Raw genomic sequence first — 17,579 nt, forward strand, 5'->3', positions numbered from 1 at the left:
CGTTTTAAATTATCGCTAAAAATTTTGTTCAATAAGGTTCAGCAAATATAAGAATTATAGGCGATATCTGTAATCTTTAAGTTGCTATAATACAAAAAGCCCTTCCCGAAAATGAGAAGGACTTTTCACCTTAAAAAACACCCTATGAAAAATCTTTACTTTTAAACTCTCAATACCTTTTGTTTAAGGTTAAAAGTTTATAAAGAAATCTTAGCGATTTTAGTTTCTTTTTATCACTTTTATAACTTTTGAATTTCCGTCAACAGCAGTAACTTTTACTAAATAAGTTGAAGAAGTTAATGATGATAAATCAATCTGAACTTCATTCAAATTTGTTTTTCTATCCAATACTACTTGTCCTATAAGATTATAAACAGTTACGTTAGCAATGTTGTTTGAATAACTAAGTGTCACTATACCGTTAGTTGGATTTGGATAAAAGCTAAAACTATTATTGTCAAAACCACCAACACCTAATTCAACGGTTGCCGTAACAGCCAATGGCTCACTCGGACATCCTAAAGATACGTTCACAGCATAGTAAGTTGTTCCGCTAGTTAAAACCGTAGTAATCGCAAGTGGATTGGTTTGACTTTGAGCATCAGCTAAAGAACCATACCAAATAACATTCGTTGGACTTACCACTAAATCTTCTAAAGTAGCATCGTTTAAATCCGTTACAGAAATTATCTGAGTACTATTTCCGGTTGGAGTAGCTGCTGAATTAATAGTTAACTCTAAAGTTTCAGTATGACAGCCAACGGTTGAAGTATAAGTTCCTCCTGTAGTGTAAGTGGTTCCATTTACAGCCCATGTATATGAATCACACTCTGAAACTGTAGTCGTATTGTTTGTACTTGGTGTAATAGTCAACTCTAAAGTTTCTGTATGACAGCCAACAGTTGAAGTATAAGTTCCTCCTGTAGTATACGTAGTTCCATTTACAGCCCAAGTATACGAATCACACTCTGAAACAGTAGTTGTATTGTTTGTACTTGGTGTAATAGTCAACTCTAAAGTTTCTGTATGACAGCCAACAGTTGAAGTATAAGTTCCTCCTGTAGTATACGTAGTTCCATTTACAGCCCAAGTATACGAATCACACTCTGAAACAGTAGTTGTATTGTTTGTACTTGGCGTAATAGTCAACTCTAATGTTTCTGTATGACAGCCAACAGTTGAAGTATAAGTTCCTCCTGTAGTATATGTAGTTCCATTTACAGCCCAAGTATAAGAATCACACTCTGAAACTGTAGTGGTATTGTTTGTACTTGGCGTAATAGTCAACTCTAAAGTTTCTGTATGACAGCCAACAGTTGAAGTATAAGTTCCTCCTGTAGTATATGTAGTTCCATTTACAGCCCAAGTATAAGAATCACACTCTGAAACTGTAGTCGTATTGTTTGTACTTGGCGTAATAGTCAATTCTAATGTTTCTGTATGACAGCCAACGGTTGAAGTATAAGTTCCTCCTGTAGTATATGTAGTTCCATTTACAGCCCAAGTATAAGAATCACACTCTGAAACTGTAGTCGTATTGTTTGTACTTGGCGTAATAGTCAATTCTAATGTTTCTGTATGACAGCCAACGGTTGAAGTATAAGTTCCACCTGTAGTGTAAGTAGTTCCGTTTACAGCCCAAGTATACGAATCACACTCTGAAACTGTGGTTGTATTAGTTGTTGCCGGATTAACCGTTGCTGTAACAGCCACTCTTGGAGAAGCACACACTTCGGTAACATTCCATTCAAAAAAGTTGTTGTAACTAGCATCCGCAGTACCATCAAAACTGTTTAACGAACCTGTAAAAGCAACAGCACCTGATGCAGTAGGAGTTGCCGCCGGGAAACTGCTTAGTCTTCCTAATACATTCGTACTACTCAATCCGTTAGTTGCTAATAATCTATAGCCTGTCCCAGCCGGAATATCGTAGTTAAGAACTACTGTGTTAAATATTGAAGAAGAAACCGTACCGGTATTTATGGCTGGTGTAAATGTTACCGCTGTAGTACCCGGAACCTGAACACCATTTTTATCAAACAATTTAATGGTAATTGGAGCACCGGCATCAGCAGCTGCTGCAGTTTGTTTTGGATGCACTTTTACCGAATTCAAACGAATGTTAGTAGCTGTATTAAATACAAGACCACTAAATGGTGCTGTCTGAGTTCCTGTTCCTGCAAATACTTTACCAGCAGTATAAGTAGAAGTTGCTTCTGCACTTGCATAATAAGTCGTTGTTGCAGCAATAGAAGGCGAATAAGTATTACCCGTTGCTAAGGCAACACCACCTGTCGCAGCAGCATACCAATTAATAACTCCAGTAGCAGTTGTAGCTTCTAAATTTGCAACACCAGGACCACAAATTGTAGCAGGTGTTGTTGTATCTACAGCATTGGTAAATGTTACTTGAACTGGAGTAGAGTTAACTACAATCGGACCATTAGTGCACGTTACTGTACAACGGTAATATGTATTTGCTGTTGGTGTTGCCATATAAGTTGCAGCTGTTGCACCTGAAATATCTGTATAGTTAGCACCTCCATCTGTTGATGCCTGCCATTGGTACGTAATACCGGCACCAACTTGTGTATTTTGTATACTCAACGTTACGGTTTGTGTACCACATAACGTTGTTGGTGTTTGAACAATAGAGAAAGTTAATGTTGTTTGCGAAGTAGAAGTTACCGTTGCCGCTTGCGAAAGCGTTAAAGTAGTTCCACTAATTGCTGCTACTGTAGTACCTGTTGGGACACCACTTCCCGTTACAGTTAAACCTACAGTAATTGCAGCATTAGCAGCTTGTAAAGTTACAGTTGTTGAACCGGCAGTTATACCAGTGCTACTTGAGTTCTGTAATGTTACAATTTGTGTTATAGTTGTATCAGCTATTGTATTTCCTGGATTAACCGCTGTACAGGTTGGTGCTGTTGCATAAGCAAAGTTACCTGTAAAACTGGCGCCAAGAGCAGCCGCAACTGTATTTACTGTATTGGGAGTTCCTGCAGTAAACACTGAAGTATTTCCAAACACATTATCATATGTTCCTTGGTCAGCTGATGCTTGAACTACAAGACTTGCATTAGTCACACCTGTGTGTCCTAGTCTTACATTAAAGTCAGTTAAAGTTCCTAAAATACCTACTCTTTCCACTGTCCATCTTGCTGTACTTAAGTTAGCAATGTTAGCAGAAGCTGTACCAGAATTAGTATTGAATGCTTCTACTTTGAAATCAGCACCACCACCAACTGCTAAAGATATTGGGGAATAAACACCATCTTTCCCAACCGGATAAACTGAGTAAAATGCTGAAGTTGAATTAGTAGCCAATCCTCTTACCAAAGGACCATTGATGTAACAAGTATTACTAAAAGTACCCGTTATAAAACCTGTTTGTGATAAATCAGCTCTACCTACATATAACGGAGTTGCAGTTGAAGTATTGATAACTCCGGCAGTCATTGTTAATGAACCAACTCTAAAGCTTGGCATACTCACTGTTACTCCTGAGGCATTTGTATTATTAACGGTTAATGACGTAAAACCGGCATAAGCCAAACTACTGTTTAATTCGTTATAAAAAACACCAGTCCCTGAAATAGTTTGTGGTGTTGTTATAGCTACTGCTGCGCCATTTAAATAGTTGGAAAAGTTTACCCCTGTATTTACCTGGAAATTGGCAACACCATTGTTTTCAACATCTCCACCAAAATAAATAGGAGAATTAAGTCCAATTGGTCTTAAAAAAGAGCTGCCCGTAGCAATTGTAAATTTATTTTGAACATTTAAGATTCCTATGCTTTTACAGAATCTGTTTGTAGCATCCAGCGCATTGATTGTAAAGTTGCCTATCGATAAAACACCTCCACCTGCAGCGAAGTTAGTATAGAAACCATTTGTAGTAACCGGCGCTTGGTCTGTAGATACACCATCACCGATTTGAATAGTATGATTAAGACCCGTTGCTTTGTGTACAGTCGAACTGTAAACAAAAGCAAAGCTGCTTGCGTTACTGTCATATATTGTTATTGCTGCCGGAGCAACAATAGCTCCTGTCGTTGGTAAAGACAAATCTATTCTTACACCACTAATAGCTGTAATTGTCGTTCCCGGTTGAATTCCCGTACCACCAACTATTTGTCCTACTTGTAACAATGGGTTTGCAGCAGATAAAACAATTGTAGAACAGTTTGGTGAAGCTCCTGAGAAATTAACTGCTTGCTGAGTTATAATAGGTGACGTTGTTAATCCTGATAACGGTTGAGATAAAACAATCCCACCGATACCACTCAAATCAAAGCCCATACTAACAATCGTAGTTCCTGCTTGGATTCCGTTACCGGAAATTATTTGACCCACAGCCAAACTGGTAGAGTTAGCATGTGCGGTATCAATATCAATCACATAACTACCATCATTCATCGATGCAAAATTCAAAACGGCTCCTGCAGCAATATCAGCTGTGATTCCTTGTGATATAACTAAAGTGATTGGCGAATTTGAAAGTGGTCCCGAAGTTGCAGAAACAATCGTTGTTCCCGCTGCAATTCCGGTTCCTGTTACAATTTGTCCAACACCATAAATAGCTTTATTACTATTGAAACCTGACATAACAACGGTTGTTGAACCTGTTGTAGCAGCTGCATTGGTAGTTTTGCTAAAAGTCCCCGAAGCACCGTAAGTGTTAACCGGGAAAGTAGTAACCGAAGTCGCAGTAGTTTGAACTGCATTATTAACCAATGGGTCAACAATAGTAATAGTTCCTCCTGTTAAATTAATCGCAGAAGTTTCGATTTTAAATAAAGAAGCTCCTTGTCCAACACTATTTGCAGCAACACCACCAGCATTTCCATCAACTACTATGTTACCGGCAGTATGATTGAAAGTAGCAGTTGTTCTGTGGATTACACTACCATTAACTGTAAGTGTACCACCTGAAACCGTGTTTGTTCCGTTATTAGCTAAAACAGCATTGTTGTTTGAACAACCCACTGTCAAATCTCCTGAAGCATTAACTAAAGTTCCGCCTGCGTTAATCGTAACTCCGGCAGCATTATTTCCGGCAGAGTTAACGGTTACTGTATGACCTGAAGCAATCGTTATCACATCACTACATCCAGGCGCACCACTTGGTGACCAAGTAGCAGCATCACTCCAATCTCCAGAAGCTACTGAAGTTTTGGTGGTTGGAGCTTGTAATGAAGCATTTCCGATGCCTATATAAAATGGTGATGTTGTTAAGTCTGCATCTGAAATACTTTTTCTCACTGCAAAAGGGGATGTTGTTCCGTTAACATGAGTTCCAACTACAGCACCTGAATTCATTACTCTTGAACTACCATCCAACGCACTATAAGCACCAACACCATAAAGTCCTAAAGTATAAGTCCCGGCTGCACTTACATAAGTACTTCCTGTTTTAGAAACTGACCAACTTCCGTCGTATCTGTCTGTAATAGTGTAAGAACCATCAACTACTGAAAGACCGGTAGTCATACTATTTGCGTCAGTATAGCTCATCGCTAATTCTCCTGCAGTTGTAGCCCCCGAGTTAACCAAAAATGCCCATCTGTTTTGTCCTGTTGCATTTAAAAACGGGAACAACACTGTGCTGTTTGGATTGTAATCAGTTCCCGGATCGATAACGGTTCCTAATGCTGATGTTCCATACCATCTTGAAATTACTCCGCCAATAAAACCATTTCCTAATGTACACGTAAAATTACCAGAAGACATTGAGGCAAAGTTCCCAATATATATTTTATTAGCCCCTAACCCTACTCTGGCAGTGTTTAATCTTAGAATGCTTTTGATTCTGACATTGTTTAATTGCCAATCGATATTTGGGGTAGCTGTACTTGTATTATTAATTAATAATTGATTGATAATACCGGCAGTATTAGTTGTACCAGTGGCCACTACAGTTCCTCCTATTAGACCTGTACCATCAGAAACGATAGTCTGAACAGTTGAACCAAATAAATTAAGAGACCCAACATTATTACTTGTATTACCTACAGAAACATCTAATCTTCCTCCTGAAGCCAAGTCAATATTATGGCCCACTTTTAAGGATTTTCCGTTTGTCCCCTCATATACGTTAAATCTTGCACCCGAACCACTAATTAATAGGTCGTTGTATACTGTGAATTCATCTGAAATAGTTCCGAATTGCAAAACCGCACCAGCGCCGGCAATATAAAGATTGTTTGCTCCGAAATTTCTGTTATCTATTGTTACGGTGTGACCCGCATTTATTACTACATCATCAGCAGGTGAAGGCACATAACCCGCATCCCAAGTTGCCGGATTTGTAAAGTTCCCTGTTGCCAGTGAAGCGATTTCAACACCGCCAGCTCTAGATACTAATGAAATATTATCAATAGCTGCCGGAGGATTAGTTCCTCCACCATTACTATTTGACCACATAAAGATTAATCTAACGGTAGTCCCCGCAAAACTTGCCGGTACAAATCCAAAAGCAGTTTGTGTAACCGCATTAACACTACCGTAAGTTATAGAAGTAGCTCCGGTCAAAGTAGCAGGAACACTTGTTTGTAAATCTGTTCCAACCGGTGTATAAGTTGTTGGCGCAGCAAAAACCTGCCAAGTTGAAGTAGCTGATGCTACTGATTTCCAGTTGAAAGTTAAAGCTATATTGGTTTCACCTGCAGGAACAACTACATCTCTATAAAAGAAGACTGTTCTGGCTCCTGAAATTCCAACATAAGAATTGGTTTCCCCATTATCAAGTGAAACATAGGCTGAATTCCCTGTAATTGCTCCTGAATTTACAGCAGTTCCTACTACCCATTTAACAGCACCGATTCCTTCATTGGCAACTGTCCATCCGTTAGCAGCAAATGTGCTGCCTGAATTAAATCCACCTTCAGCAGCTGGATTAATAAGTGTGGTTTGTGCCTGCATTCCGGATATTGAAAATACCGTCATTAAAATCAGTAAAGCAAAACCTTTTAGTAATTTGTAATTGTTAGACATAAAATATAAGTGTGTTAGTTAATTCGGAAATAAAATTATATTATTTATACCTTCTATAATAAGGTAACACTTTTGAATTTAATGAATTTTAAAAGTTAAAAAACAGCTAACTATCTTACTCAACCCCTTTAAATATTAGGAATTTAAGTTTTCTGCTTTTTTTTCAGATTCAAAGAGCCATAGTGGACTCAAAAGAAGAAATGTAGTAATTATATTAGATGATTATGATGATTTAAGCAATACTGTGTAAGTTGTAAAATTGTTTTGGCAGTTGCTATTACACTAGTTCAACATCTAAAATAATTCAATATCTAATAATAAGAAAAACCCTGATTGTCACTACCAATCAGGGCTTTCAACAAACATGTGCAAGGTTATTTGCAACATATAAAGTAAACTAGGTAAGCTTATAAGGACAGTCTCAATATCCTACGCTTGATAAACATAAAAGCGATTTAACCCTAAACCAAAATAATAACTATTTTTTTCAAGCAACTTACCTAGAAAACTCGATTTGGGGCAAACGGGTAATATATTTTTAATTGACGTTTTGTAAAATTCGTCTATTGGTTTTGTCTTCAATAGTAGCTTCAGCAGCATTACTTTTTACGGAGGCAATTCCTTTCTCGGTGGCAAAATCGCTGCTATACATTTGGCTAGTGCCAATGGTATGTCCATTGCCTGCTTTAAGTACAAAATAATGTTTGCCATTAGAAGCCTTTTCCTTATGAAACAGCGCATCATCTTGTGAAGACCTTTTTACTGATTCAATTCCGTTTTCACAGCTAGCCTTCGTTATATATCCTTCACTTGTGAGAATTACAAGTCCGTTATTTGACTTTAAATTGAATTGAAATTCACCGTTTAGTCTTTTGGTGATTATAAATTTTCCCATCGTATTTTAATTTCTTGTTTAATTATTTAATTGCTAAAATGTATTTTAAATGTACTTCCCTCTCCTACTTTGCTTTCAACAGTTACACTGCCATTCATCGCCTCAATTTGATATTTTGAAATGTATAAACCAAATCCCTTCGCGTCCTCATGTTTATGAAAAGTTTTATACAATCCAAATAACGAATCGCGATGCCTATCCAAATCGATGCCTAATCCGTTGTCTGTGATGGTTAAAACTTTCTTTCCGTTTTCTGTAAAAAAGTTAAACTCTACTACGGGAAGTCTGTCTTTGTGGGCATATTTTATGGCATTGGTAGTAAAATTCAACAACACACTTTCTAAATAAGCTCGATTAAAATTCACAACAACATCATCGGGAACATTGTTTATAAACGTTAATTGATTTTCATTTTTATAACCAATGAGTATCGTTCTGACTTTTTCCAGTTTCTGATGCAAATTCAACCATTCCTTTGTTACATCAGCATTATTTTCGACAGTAACTAACTTAAATAAATCGCTTATAGTTTGATTCAAACCATCTGAAACACTGCGTAAATGACTTAGCAGCATTTTGTTTTCAACCGGGTCATTTTCAAAATCAATAACATCCAAAAGTGATTTAAAATTGGCAGTATGCGCATTTAAATTATGAGAAATGGTATAAAACAAATTCAACAGCCTATCATTAAAATCTCTATACTTTGCTACTTTCTCTATCAAGTCTAATTTTTGTTCCTTTAGAGTAGTACTATAGGTATTGGTGTTATTCATTATAATGTGTGTTATTCGATTGTTGTTTAGCATTTTATTACAAATATAAATTCAACGAAATCAATAACTTGTAGAACATTCAAACTCATTTAGTAGAATTGTTTCTACAAAAAAGTACTTCAAAAACAGAACAAGAATCGGTAGAAATCCACCAAAAAAAAATAGCAAAAACCACTAAGTATTTGCTATTTAATGCGTTATAAAAAATAAAAAGTTACAATCTATTTGTTGTCCTCGAAATAGAGCTGGAAAAGTTCTATCAACGCTGCTAAATTGTCTATGCCCAACTTCTCGAAAACTCTGTTTTTAAAAGTACTCACCGTTGTTTTTTTAATCTGTAATAATTCTGAAATCTCTAAATTACCATAGCCTTTGATTAGCAATCGCGCTACTTCGACTTCTCTGATAGAAAGTTTTTCTAATGGATTAATCGGTGTTTTTGATATATAGGAATCTAATATTCGGTCTTTAATCGATTGGGTAATATATTTCCCTGAGGTAATCATACTCTTTACTGCCTGCTTGATTTCGTCTTCGCTGCATCCTTTGTTTAAATAACCTGTAGCTCCTGCATTTAGATAACGCATCGCATAAATGCTTTCATCAAATGCACTGAAGATTAAAATTTTAAGATCGGGCTGAACGCTTTTAACTTCCGGAATAATATTGATACTATTTCCATCAGGGAAATTAATATCCAAAATCAATAAATCAAATTTAGTTTCTTTGACAAATTTAAGTGTGTCTTTAAAAGTGCCGGCAGTATGTATTTGAGCATTTATAAACAACTCTTTAACCACTAACGAAATACCCTGACGAACAACACTATGATCGTCTGCAATTAAAAAAGTAGGGTTGTTTGCTATTTTCATGCTTTTGTTATTTTGGCTTATATGTTATTATACTTGAGTTAGTATCAAATTGAATGTTACTTTGGTTCCTTTTCCTTGAGTACTTTCGACCTTGATTTCTCCGTCAAACAATTCGATTATTTCTTTACAGATATTTAGTCCCAAACCAACACCCAAATCATTCACTTTCTCAGAAACCGTACCTTGATAATAGGATTCAAATATATTTTTCAAATCGTTGGGAGCAATTCCGATGCCATTATCTGAAATATCAACCTTGAGGTTCATTTCATATTCCGAAAGCTTATCCAGTACAATAGCTACTTTAATCACACCTTTTTCTGTAAATTTATTAGCATTACCAATTAGGTTATAAAACAGTTGATGAATCTTAGCGGCATCAGAATAAACGATAGTATCATCCTTTAAATTAGAAACAAGCTGCAAAGTATTTCCTTTGGTTTCTACCAATGATGTCATCGAATTTACTATCTGATAAATTTCTTCCTTTAGCTGGATATTCTTGCACTTTAATGTCGGTTCATGTTGTTCCTCTTTTGAATATTCTAAAATTTGGTTTGATAATAGCAATAGTGAATTGGTGGTAAACTCAATCGACTTAAAGGTTTCTTTCATCTCCGTATCTTTTGTCGATGCACTTGCCTTTTTGCTATACATTCTGATAATACTTAACGGTGACCGAATCTCATGACTTATCATTCCGGTAATTCGGTTTTTAAATTGCAGGCTCTGACGTATTTTGGCTGTAGCCGATGTTAACTGCTTTTCGTATTCAAAAGCCACTCGGGTAAAATTGAAAAGGATTACTGAAACCACCAGCATTAATAATATCAGCAAAACGATGCTATAATTACGGACCGTTTTATTGATGTTGTATTGGTTTTCCAACTGCTGCTGTGCATCCGGTTTGAGTAAATGAGAAACATCTGTATAATCATTTATGGTCTGACTTAAAGCTAACAATTCGTTGTTGAGTTCCATCAACTTTAGATCATTTCGTCTCAAATTGGAAAAGGATTGTTTTAGCCTGGCAAATTCATTAGCGTAATATTTATTGGTAATCGAAACCACATTGGCCATCTGTTCCTCGACGTCGCCGGTTGTGATTTTGTCTTTGTACTGCATCGTGACAACAGTATTGACATATTCTTTCTGAATATTGGTGCGGTTGGCAATCGCGTCGCCTAATCTGGAAAACAATCCTTTTCGAGTGGCGCTATCAACCTTCACATAAGAATCGGTCTTAACATCGTCCAGGAATTTCTTTGTGCCAAACGCTTCAAAGCTAAATCCCTTTGGAAAATCTTTTTGATATTGACTCGTTTGCTTATCGATAACAGAATCAATAGCTGCTCTAACCTTCGCTATTTCGGCCAAGGTTTTAGTCTTCTTTTTTAAAAGTGCTGTTGTGGTTTTGTTATCATTGTTTTCGAGCTGCAAACTGCTTATCAACGCGCTAATTTCATTTATGTTGATTGCATAATTTTTCAAAGATGTTGTATCTCTGTAGGTAATATAGTTATTAAAATAGTTCTGCGATCTTACCAACGAACTGTTTAATCGACTCATCCTTCCGGCGGAAGCCATAGTATCAAAAGCTTCTGAAAGCTTTGTTTCGTTGTACCAAGTTACGATAGCGATAACTTGCAATAATATAATACAGGACAATAAGGTGTAGTGAACTACTTTTCTATGTTCAAATTTTAATGGTTTCAAGCAAACGAAATTTGTCGTTATCTTCATTGGATTCCAACGCATTGATACGTCAAAACCGAAAATAACTCAGTTTAAAAAATCATTATAAACACTAATTTACCGCAATACCGTTGTAGTACATAACTAATTCTATAATGTTAAAAGAGATTTGGGGATTTCTTTTAATTGTGTTGAGTACGTTTAAAAAATTACTCAACGTTATTTCTTCTATTTTTTAATTTATGTAGAGAAATACTAGGCAAATTTAGTATTCTTATAGATAAATAACGTAGTACATTACAAATATTTGTGTAGAATAAATTCTACATCAGGAGCTGGTATTTGCTACTAATCCTGTCTTCAAAATAAATAAAGCTGAACCTATTCAGATTCAGCTTTGTTATTATTTAAAAGTCATTTATACTTTTACTTACTCTAGTATTTTAGCGCTATAATAAGCAGTTTCGAATATAATTTTACCTTCATCATTAAAATTATCCATAAACATAATCGGTAAAACAAATTCTTTTTTATCTTTTTTTCTGGTCAAATTGATGTTCCACCAGGAAAGTACCACTTTGGCATTATTCAATTCATAATGCAAAAAATCCGGATAACCTACCACATCAATACTGTTTATATCATACTCTTCCAGTATTTTTTTGTCATTTTCTTTTTGCTCGGCAAGTGAGAATGTTTTATCTCTTGGCAGGTTAATGTCTCTAAACCGAGCTTTTTCATCATAATAGCTGTATGATTTTACAAGGTCTTTATTTTCAAAAGCCATAACCATATTACGAACTATATTGATGTACTCATGATGGTTGTATATGGTTCCGTTTTCTCTAACGTCAAAACTTTGTTCTATCTCATCACCAACACTCGAATTAGAATATTCGATAATAGTTTTGATTTTGTTGTCTTTGTTTACCACAAATAAACGGTGCAAAGGCATATCAACTTTAACTCCTGTTTTTTTGTGTACTCCTTTTAGCTGTTCCCATGTTTGTACCCAAACCACGTCTTTTTGATCTTTGTCTGAATATTCAATGGCATCCGGATAAGCTCCTTTTGTACGAGTGATGCTGTAATAGTCCAGTTGTTCTTTCCAGCCTTTTACGTTTCTTAAAAACGCGGCTTTGTCTCTTCCTTTGTCATTTGGGTTGGTACTTGCACCAGAATAGGCTTTAAAATCATCAGCTAAAAAGCTGGCTACTTTTACTGAGTCTCCGCTAACGAAGGCTTTGGTCATGTCTTCCACTATTTTAATAGCGGGATGGTCGATATAAACCGTACCATTGGTTTTTTTTTGAGAGTAAGTGATGCCGGTAAATAGCAACGCTACTATCAGTACTGTTTTTTTCATGTTTAAAAAATATTGGTTAGTAATACTGTTAAATATAATCAAATTAATTGATTTTCAGTAATTTATGTTGATAACTTTTAGTGAGATTTATAGAACTTCATATTCTTTACATTGATAAAAATTCTACATGGGAAAGTTAAAAGTGCTACAATTAGATAAAAAAAATAGCTGTAATTTTGTTTAGATTTTGTTGTTTGACAGAGCTGCAAAAGCTTTACAACAATCCCATTTATGAAAATAATATAAAACTAAAAATGTATGAAAAGATTATTTTTTACTGTTGTCGCTTTTGCTGCTACGGTTACGATGAATGCCCAAATTGTTAAAGTAACAGCTCCTAAACCAACCGTGGTTACGCCAAAAGTTGTTATTACTAAACCAAAAGTAGAAGTAATTAAACCGGTTGTAGTAGCTCCGACTCCAAAACCGGCAGTGATTGTCAAGGAAAATAACGCTTCTGACAGAGGAAGAGAACGTTCAGCAGAAGGAAGAAAAAACAAATGGAAAAATAAAGGCAAACACAAAGGTCATTATAAAAAGCACCATAAGGACCATGATAAAGACTAAATATTGCTTTACTATTTAGGTTAGTTGAAAACAGTTACTCCCCGTAATGTAAATTATGGGGAGTTTTTTTATAGTTTTTGTAAAGCAACCGCAACCTTTGCACCTATTTTTGCATTATTTTTTATCAGGGCAATGTTTGCTTCCAGGCTTTCTCCTTCGGTATTATCGGCGATGAATTTTAATAAAAACGGGGTTACTGCTTTGCCTTTGATTCCTTGTTTATTGGCTTCATCAAGTGCTTTGAGAATGTGTTTTTCAATAACCTCAGGTTCCATTTCATATTCGGCCGGAACCGGATTGGCAATTAACACCGAACCGTTTAGGGCTAAATCCCATTTCGCGCGTAAGAGTTTTGCAATTTCATTTGCAGTATCCAAACGCAACGGAGATTTATAACCACTTTTTGAAGAATAAAAGCTAGGAAATTCATCCTGACCAAAAGTTACTACAGGCACACCAATCGTCTCCATATATTCCAAAGTAAGTCCAATATCTAATATCGATTTTACTCCTGCTGCAACTATTGCTACATTTGTTGTTCCCATTTCGGTTAAATCGGCTGAAATATCCATGGTATCTTCTGCTCCGCGATGCACGCCACCTATGCCACCTGTTGCAAAGATTTTTATTCCGGCCATAGAAGCGATACGCATGGTAGCAGCAACAGTTGTGGCTCCGGGCAATAGTTGAGAAATTACATAAGGCATATCGCGTAAGCTTACTTTCCAAACATCTTTGGTTTGCGCAAAATAATCAATATCATCTTTAGACAAGCCAACCAAACACTTACCATCTCGAATGGCTATCGTAGCCGGGACTGCACCGTTTTGTCTTACAACATCTTCGACAGCAGCAGCAGTAATAGCGTTTTTGGGCCAAGGCATACCATGTGAAATAATAGTGGATTCTAAAGCCACAATAGGCAGGTTATTATCCAAAGCATGTTGCACTTCGGGACTGATAATGATATAATCTTTTTTAGTCATTATAATATTTTTTCTTGTGTTGGTATAATAGTGATGGAGTTAAAGATGCGTCAACTGCTCCTTTACTTTTAAGTATTTCTAAAGCTAATGTATGTCCCAATTGCAGACAGGTCTTTTCATCTTCGCCATTCACATAGCCAAAAACCCAAGCTGCTAAAGCTGCATCTCCGGCACCGGTGCTGTCTACAATTTGTATGGATGGAACATTCAGGTCTAAACTTTGATTTCTGGTATGTAATGTCGAACCTTCAGCTCCTTTTCTTATCCAAATGGTTTCTACACCTCTTTCAAAAAGAGAATCTATTGACTGTTCTTTTATATTGTTGGCTGACATTGTCAGCAGTTCATTTTCATTTGGAGTCACCATAAAAACACCGTTCAAATCTAAACCCGCTAACTTTGAAGCTTTGGCTACTGATACCGGTTCAATGATAAGTTTCTTTTGATGATTTTTGGCAAAGTAGATTAACCACTGTATGGTTTCACTCTCTAGATTGGTATCGATAATCAATATGTCAAACCCCTTGAGATACTCTTTTTGCGTTTCTAAATAAGTTGCTGAAATATGCTTCCCACAGTTATCCTGACAAACCGCAACATACAAATTGCCATCGGGTTGTAGTATGGAAACATATTTTCCGGTAGCATCATTGACTACAATTGAATGATTGCAGTCGATACCGCTTTGATTAAAACTACTTTTTATAAATACCCCATCAGCGTCATTTCCAATAGCTGTAATAATAGCAGGATTAACTTCTAAAAGAGCCAAATGCTGTGCAATATTGCTAATTACACCACCGATACTCGTTACTTTCTGAGCAGGATTAGAAGAAGCAGCAATGATGCTGTTGTCACAGAAATACAACTCATCTACTAAAGTAGCGCCTATACAGAGTACGGTTTTGTTCATAGAAACAAATGTAAAGAAATTTATTCTGCATTTTTTTATAGTATGATAATTGTCATCTTTATTGCGATTAGACTCTACTACTTTTGAGCATACAAATTATAGACAATGTCAATTTCATTAGTACAAAAGTATAACGTTCCAGGTCCGAGATACACCAGTTACCCAACGGTTCCTTACTGGGATGAATCTTCTTTTTCAACAGCAAAATGGAAACAAACCTTATTACAAAGTTTTGCCGAAAGCAATGCTACCGAAGGCATCAGTTTGTATATACATCTGCCCTTTTGTGAAAGTCTATGCACATTTTGCGGTTGTCATAAACGCATCACCAAACGCCACGAAGTGGAACATCCATATATTGAAGCAGTGTTAAATGAATGGCAATTGTATTGTGATTTGCTTCCAGAGAAACCTATTATCAAAGAAATTCACCTCGGTGGCGGAACTCCCACTTTCTTTTCGCCAGAAAATTTAGAACAACTAATAAAAGGAATACTCAATAAGGCAAAAGTTGCTGCCGGACATGAGTTTAGTTTTGAAGGACATCCCAACAATACTACACGAGCACATTTAGAAACGCTGCATGCCTTGGGTTTTCGAAGAGTTAGTTTTGGCGTACAGGATTATGCCGAAAAAGTACAAACCGCTATTCACAGAATTCAGCCGTTTCACAATGTGGCCAAAGTAACGTTTTGGGCACGTGAAATTGGCTATACTTCTATTTCGCATGATTTGATTTTTGGTCTTCCATTTCAGACTTTGGAAAATGTGACTGATACCATTGAAAAAACCAATTCGCTTTCGCCAGACAGATTAGCTTTTTACAGTTATGCGCATGTGCCTTGGATTAAAGGCAACGGACAACGCGGTTTTAAAGATGAAGATGTCCCAAAAGATGATGCCAAAAGATTGCTGTATGAAGAAGGCAAAAAATTACTGGCGCAAAAAGGCTATCACGAAATTGGCATGGATCATTTTGCACTGGAAACCGATAGCATGTACATAGCTTTTAAAGAAAATAAACTGCATCGCAATTTTATGGGCTATACTGCTTCCAAAACAAAACTGATGATTGGCTTGGGAGTTTCTTCGATAAGTGACAGTTGGTATGCTTTTGCTCAAAATGAAAAGGAATTAGAAACTTATTACGCTCGATTAGAGCAAAACGAATTACCTGTGTTCAGAGGACATATATTGTCTGCTGAAGACTTAACTATTCGACAACATATATTAAATCTGATGTGCCATTTTACAACTTCCTGGGATAATGACACCTTTTATTTTAATGTACTGCTTCCTAATATTTTATTCTATTTAGATGAGATGAAAAGCGATGGTTTTATTGAAATAACACATGACAAACTAACCGTAACCGAAAAAGGCAAACCTTTTGTGCGCAACATTTGTATGGCTTTTGATTTGCGATTAAAACGCAATGCTCCTAAAACCCAATTGTTTTCCATGACGGTTTAACATCAAACCTAAAGAATAAAAAAACCACGTTTTTCAACGTGGTTTTTTCAACTAACTTAAAACTACTTATTCAAATAAGAATAAATTTCATCTTTAATGAACAATAATTTGGTCTTTAATTCGTGAACAAAAGTATCATTAGCAAGTTCTGAACCCATATTTATTCGGTGAATCTGATGCTCAATTTCATGGTATTCATCAAATAATTTTCTGAAGTGCTCATTCGAAATTTTCAACTCGTGAATTTTATCCTTATGTTCAGGGAATTCATGTAATAAATCGTGTTTTTCCATACTATCTTATTTTGGTTATTGATTTTTATTTATGGCAGTTGGCAACAGCCTGAACAAACAAGTGAACATTACTTGGCGATATATAAGCAATGTCTAAGTCCATTCCTCTAAGTACAAAGAGTACTCCAATAACCACAGTTACTAAAGGTACAACTTTCTGTAATTTGTTTCGAAAAGGAAAACTTAAAAAATTAGCAACATAGACCACCGCACTCATCAACGGAACTGTTCCTAAACCGTATAGCAGCATATAAACTGTGCTTAGACCGACATTTTGCATAGCAACAGCACCAAACAGCGCAGCATATACTAATCCGCAAGGCAATAAGCCATTAAACAAACCGATGGTAAAAAGCGCATCAGGAGTTTTTCTTTTAAACTGTTGGCCCAAATTGGTTTTAACTTTTGAAATCAGTTTATAAATAGGTCTCGAAAAGTTGTAACGGGCAAATACTTTTTCAGGCACCAAAGCCATTACAATCATCAAAAGACCAACTGCAATAGAAATACGCTGCTGAATTCCGGCTAAATATAAACCTCTTCCCATCAATCCGAAGAGAAAGCCCAAAGTAGCATAAGACGTTAATCTTCCGGCATGATACAACATAATTTGTAACGCTTTCTGCGTTGGATTCGTGCGTGACACCGGTAACATCATAGCAATCGGACCACACATACCAATGCAGTGCAAACTGGAGATTAGACCGAATATGAGAGCTGTATAAAGCATTTTATTAGAGAGGG

At 36.2% G+C, this 17,579-nt stretch carries 12 protein-coding genes; 2 read left to right on the forward strand and 10 right to left on the reverse strand.

Features of this window, described 5'->3' with window-relative positions:
* Positions 1-219 precede the first annotated feature (219 nt).
* The 6 genes from L1S35_RS12515 to L1S35_RS12540 form a co-directional block, all read right to left on the reverse strand.
* Entirely contained in the window at positions 220-6,999 is a 6,780-nt protein-coding gene (locus L1S35_RS12515; RefSeq protein WP_236401206.1) for a T9SS type A sorting domain-containing protein, read from the reverse strand.
* 538 nt (positions 7,000-7,537) lie between these two features.
* Positions 7,538-7,894, reverse strand: coding sequence for a YegP family protein (locus L1S35_RS12520; RefSeq protein ID WP_236401208.1), 357 nt, complete (start codon positions 7,892-7,894; stop codon positions 7,538-7,540).
* A 26-nt stretch (positions 7,895-7,920) separates the two neighbouring features.
* A complete protein-coding gene (locus L1S35_RS12525; protein ID WP_236401210.1) occupies positions 7,921-8,670 on the reverse strand; it encodes a sensor histidine kinase in 750 nt (249 codons plus the stop codon).
* Between the two features lie 221 nt (positions 8,671-8,891).
* On the reverse strand, positions 8,892-9,542 hold the full coding sequence (locus L1S35_RS12530; protein ID WP_236401212.1) for a response regulator transcription factor: 651 nt from the start codon (positions 9,540-9,542) through the stop codon (positions 8,892-8,894).
* A gap of 27 nt (positions 9,543-9,569) precedes the next feature.
* Positions 9,570-11,258 (reverse strand): sensor histidine kinase, encoded by a 1,689-nt coding sequence (locus L1S35_RS12535; protein WP_236401214.1) that lies wholly within the window; start codon positions 11,256-11,258, stop codon positions 9,570-9,572.
* 409 nt (positions 11,259-11,667) lie between these two features.
* Positions 11,668-12,603, reverse strand: a complete 936-nt coding sequence (locus tag L1S35_RS12540) for a nuclear transport factor 2-like protein (protein ID WP_236401216.1) — start codon at positions 12,601-12,603, stop codon at positions 11,668-11,670.
* A gap of 258 nt (positions 12,604-12,861) precedes the next feature.
* Between L1S35_RS12540 and L1S35_RS12545 the strand changes: the two genes are divergently transcribed.
* Positions 12,862-13,170 (forward strand): hypothetical protein, encoded by a 309-nt coding sequence (locus L1S35_RS12545; RefSeq protein WP_236401218.1) that lies wholly within the window; start codon positions 12,862-12,864, stop codon positions 13,168-13,170.
* 68 nt (positions 13,171-13,238) lie between these two features.
* Here L1S35_RS12545 and L1S35_RS12550 read toward each other — a convergent pair whose 3' ends face one another.
* Both L1S35_RS12550 and L1S35_RS12555 read right to left on the reverse strand, forming a co-directional pair.
* Positions 13,239-14,156 carry a pseudouridine-5'-phosphate glycosidase gene (locus L1S35_RS12550; protein WP_236401219.1) on the reverse strand — a complete coding sequence of 306 codons (918 nt, stop codon included), beginning with the start codon at positions 14,154-14,156 and terminating at the stop codon, positions 13,239-13,241.
* The gene (locus L1S35_RS12555) at positions 14,149-15,069 is read right to left on the reverse strand and encodes a PfkB family carbohydrate kinase (protein WP_236401221.1); all 921 of its coding nucleotides are present in this window, start codon (positions 15,067-15,069) and stop codon (positions 14,149-14,151) included. The genes L1S35_RS12550 and L1S35_RS12555 overlap by 8 nt, the downstream gene beginning before the upstream one ends.
* A 105-nt stretch (positions 15,070-15,174) precedes the next feature.
* On the opposite strand from L1S35_RS12555, the gene hemN reads away from it, so the two are divergent.
* Positions 15,175-16,542 carry an oxygen-independent coproporphyrinogen III oxidase gene (hemN, locus tag L1S35_RS12560; RefSeq protein WP_236401223.1) on the forward strand — a complete coding sequence of 456 codons (1,368 nt, stop codon included), beginning with the start codon at positions 15,175-15,177 and terminating at the stop codon, positions 16,540-16,542.
* Between the two features lie 62 nt (positions 16,543-16,604).
* Here the strand turns inward: hemN and L1S35_RS12565 are convergent, their stop codons facing one another.
* Together L1S35_RS12565 and L1S35_RS12570 are read right to left on the reverse strand one after the other, a co-directional pair.
* Positions 16,605-16,835: an HP1242/YdcH family protein gene (locus tag L1S35_RS12565; RefSeq protein ID WP_236401225.1), complete on the reverse strand. Its 231-nt coding sequence runs from the start codon at positions 16,833-16,835 to the stop codon at positions 16,605-16,607.
* Positions 16,836-16,860: 25 nt separating this feature from the next.
* The gene (locus tag L1S35_RS12570; RefSeq protein WP_236401227.1) at positions 16,861-17,565 is read right to left on the reverse strand and encodes a sulfite exporter TauE/SafE family protein; all 705 of its coding nucleotides are present in this window, start codon (positions 17,563-17,565) and stop codon (positions 16,861-16,863) included.
* Positions 17,566-17,579 lie beyond the last annotated feature (14 nt).

The organism is Flavobacterium anseongense (assembly GCF_021608185.1).
In the GTDB taxonomy this organism is placed as follows: Bacteria; Bacteroidota; Bacteroidia; order Flavobacteriales; family Flavobacteriaceae; genus Flavobacterium; species Flavobacterium anseongense.

What these genes read in the sequence shown, in the direction of transcription:
- hemN (WP_236401223.1), top strand. Translation starts at nt 15,175, where the DNA reads ATGTCAATTTCATTAGTACAAAAGTATAACGTTCCAGGTCCGAGATAC.
- L1S35_RS12540 (WP_236401216.1), bottom strand. Translation starts at nt 12,603, where the DNA reads ATGAAAAAAACAGTACTGATAGTAGCGTTGCTATTTACCGGCATCACT.
- L1S35_RS12525 (WP_236401210.1), bottom strand. Translation starts at nt 8,670, where the DNA reads ATGAATAACACCAATACCTATAGTACTACTCTAAAGGAACAAAAATTA.
- L1S35_RS12565 (WP_236401225.1), bottom strand. Translation starts at nt 16,835, where the DNA reads ATGGAAAAACACGATTTATTACATGAATTCCCTGAACATAAGGATAAA.
- L1S35_RS12550 (WP_236401219.1), bottom strand. Translation starts at nt 14,156, where the DNA reads ATGACTAAAAAAGATTATATCATTATCAGTCCCGAAGTGCAACATGCT.
- L1S35_RS12570 (WP_236401227.1), bottom strand. Translation starts at nt 17,565, where the DNA reads ATGCTTTATACAGCTCTCATATTCGGTCTAATCTCCAGTTTGCACTGC.
- L1S35_RS12515 (WP_236401206.1), bottom strand. Translation starts at nt 6,999, where the DNA reads ATGTCTAACAATTACAAATTACTAAAAGGTTTTGCTTTACTGATTTTA.
- L1S35_RS12555 (WP_236401221.1), bottom strand. Translation starts at nt 15,069, where the DNA reads ATGAACAAAACCGTACTCTGTATAGGCGCTACTTTAGTAGATGAGTTG.
- L1S35_RS12530 (WP_236401212.1), bottom strand. Translation starts at nt 9,542, where the DNA reads ATGAAAATAGCAAACAACCCTACTTTTTTAATTGCAGACGATCATAGT.
- L1S35_RS12545 (WP_236401218.1), top strand. Translation starts at nt 12,862, where the DNA reads ATGAAAAGATTATTTTTTACTGTTGTCGCTTTTGCTGCTACGGTTACG.
- L1S35_RS12520 (WP_236401208.1), bottom strand. Translation starts at nt 7,894, where the DNA reads ATGGGAAAATTTATAATCACCAAAAGACTAAACGGTGAATTTCAATTC.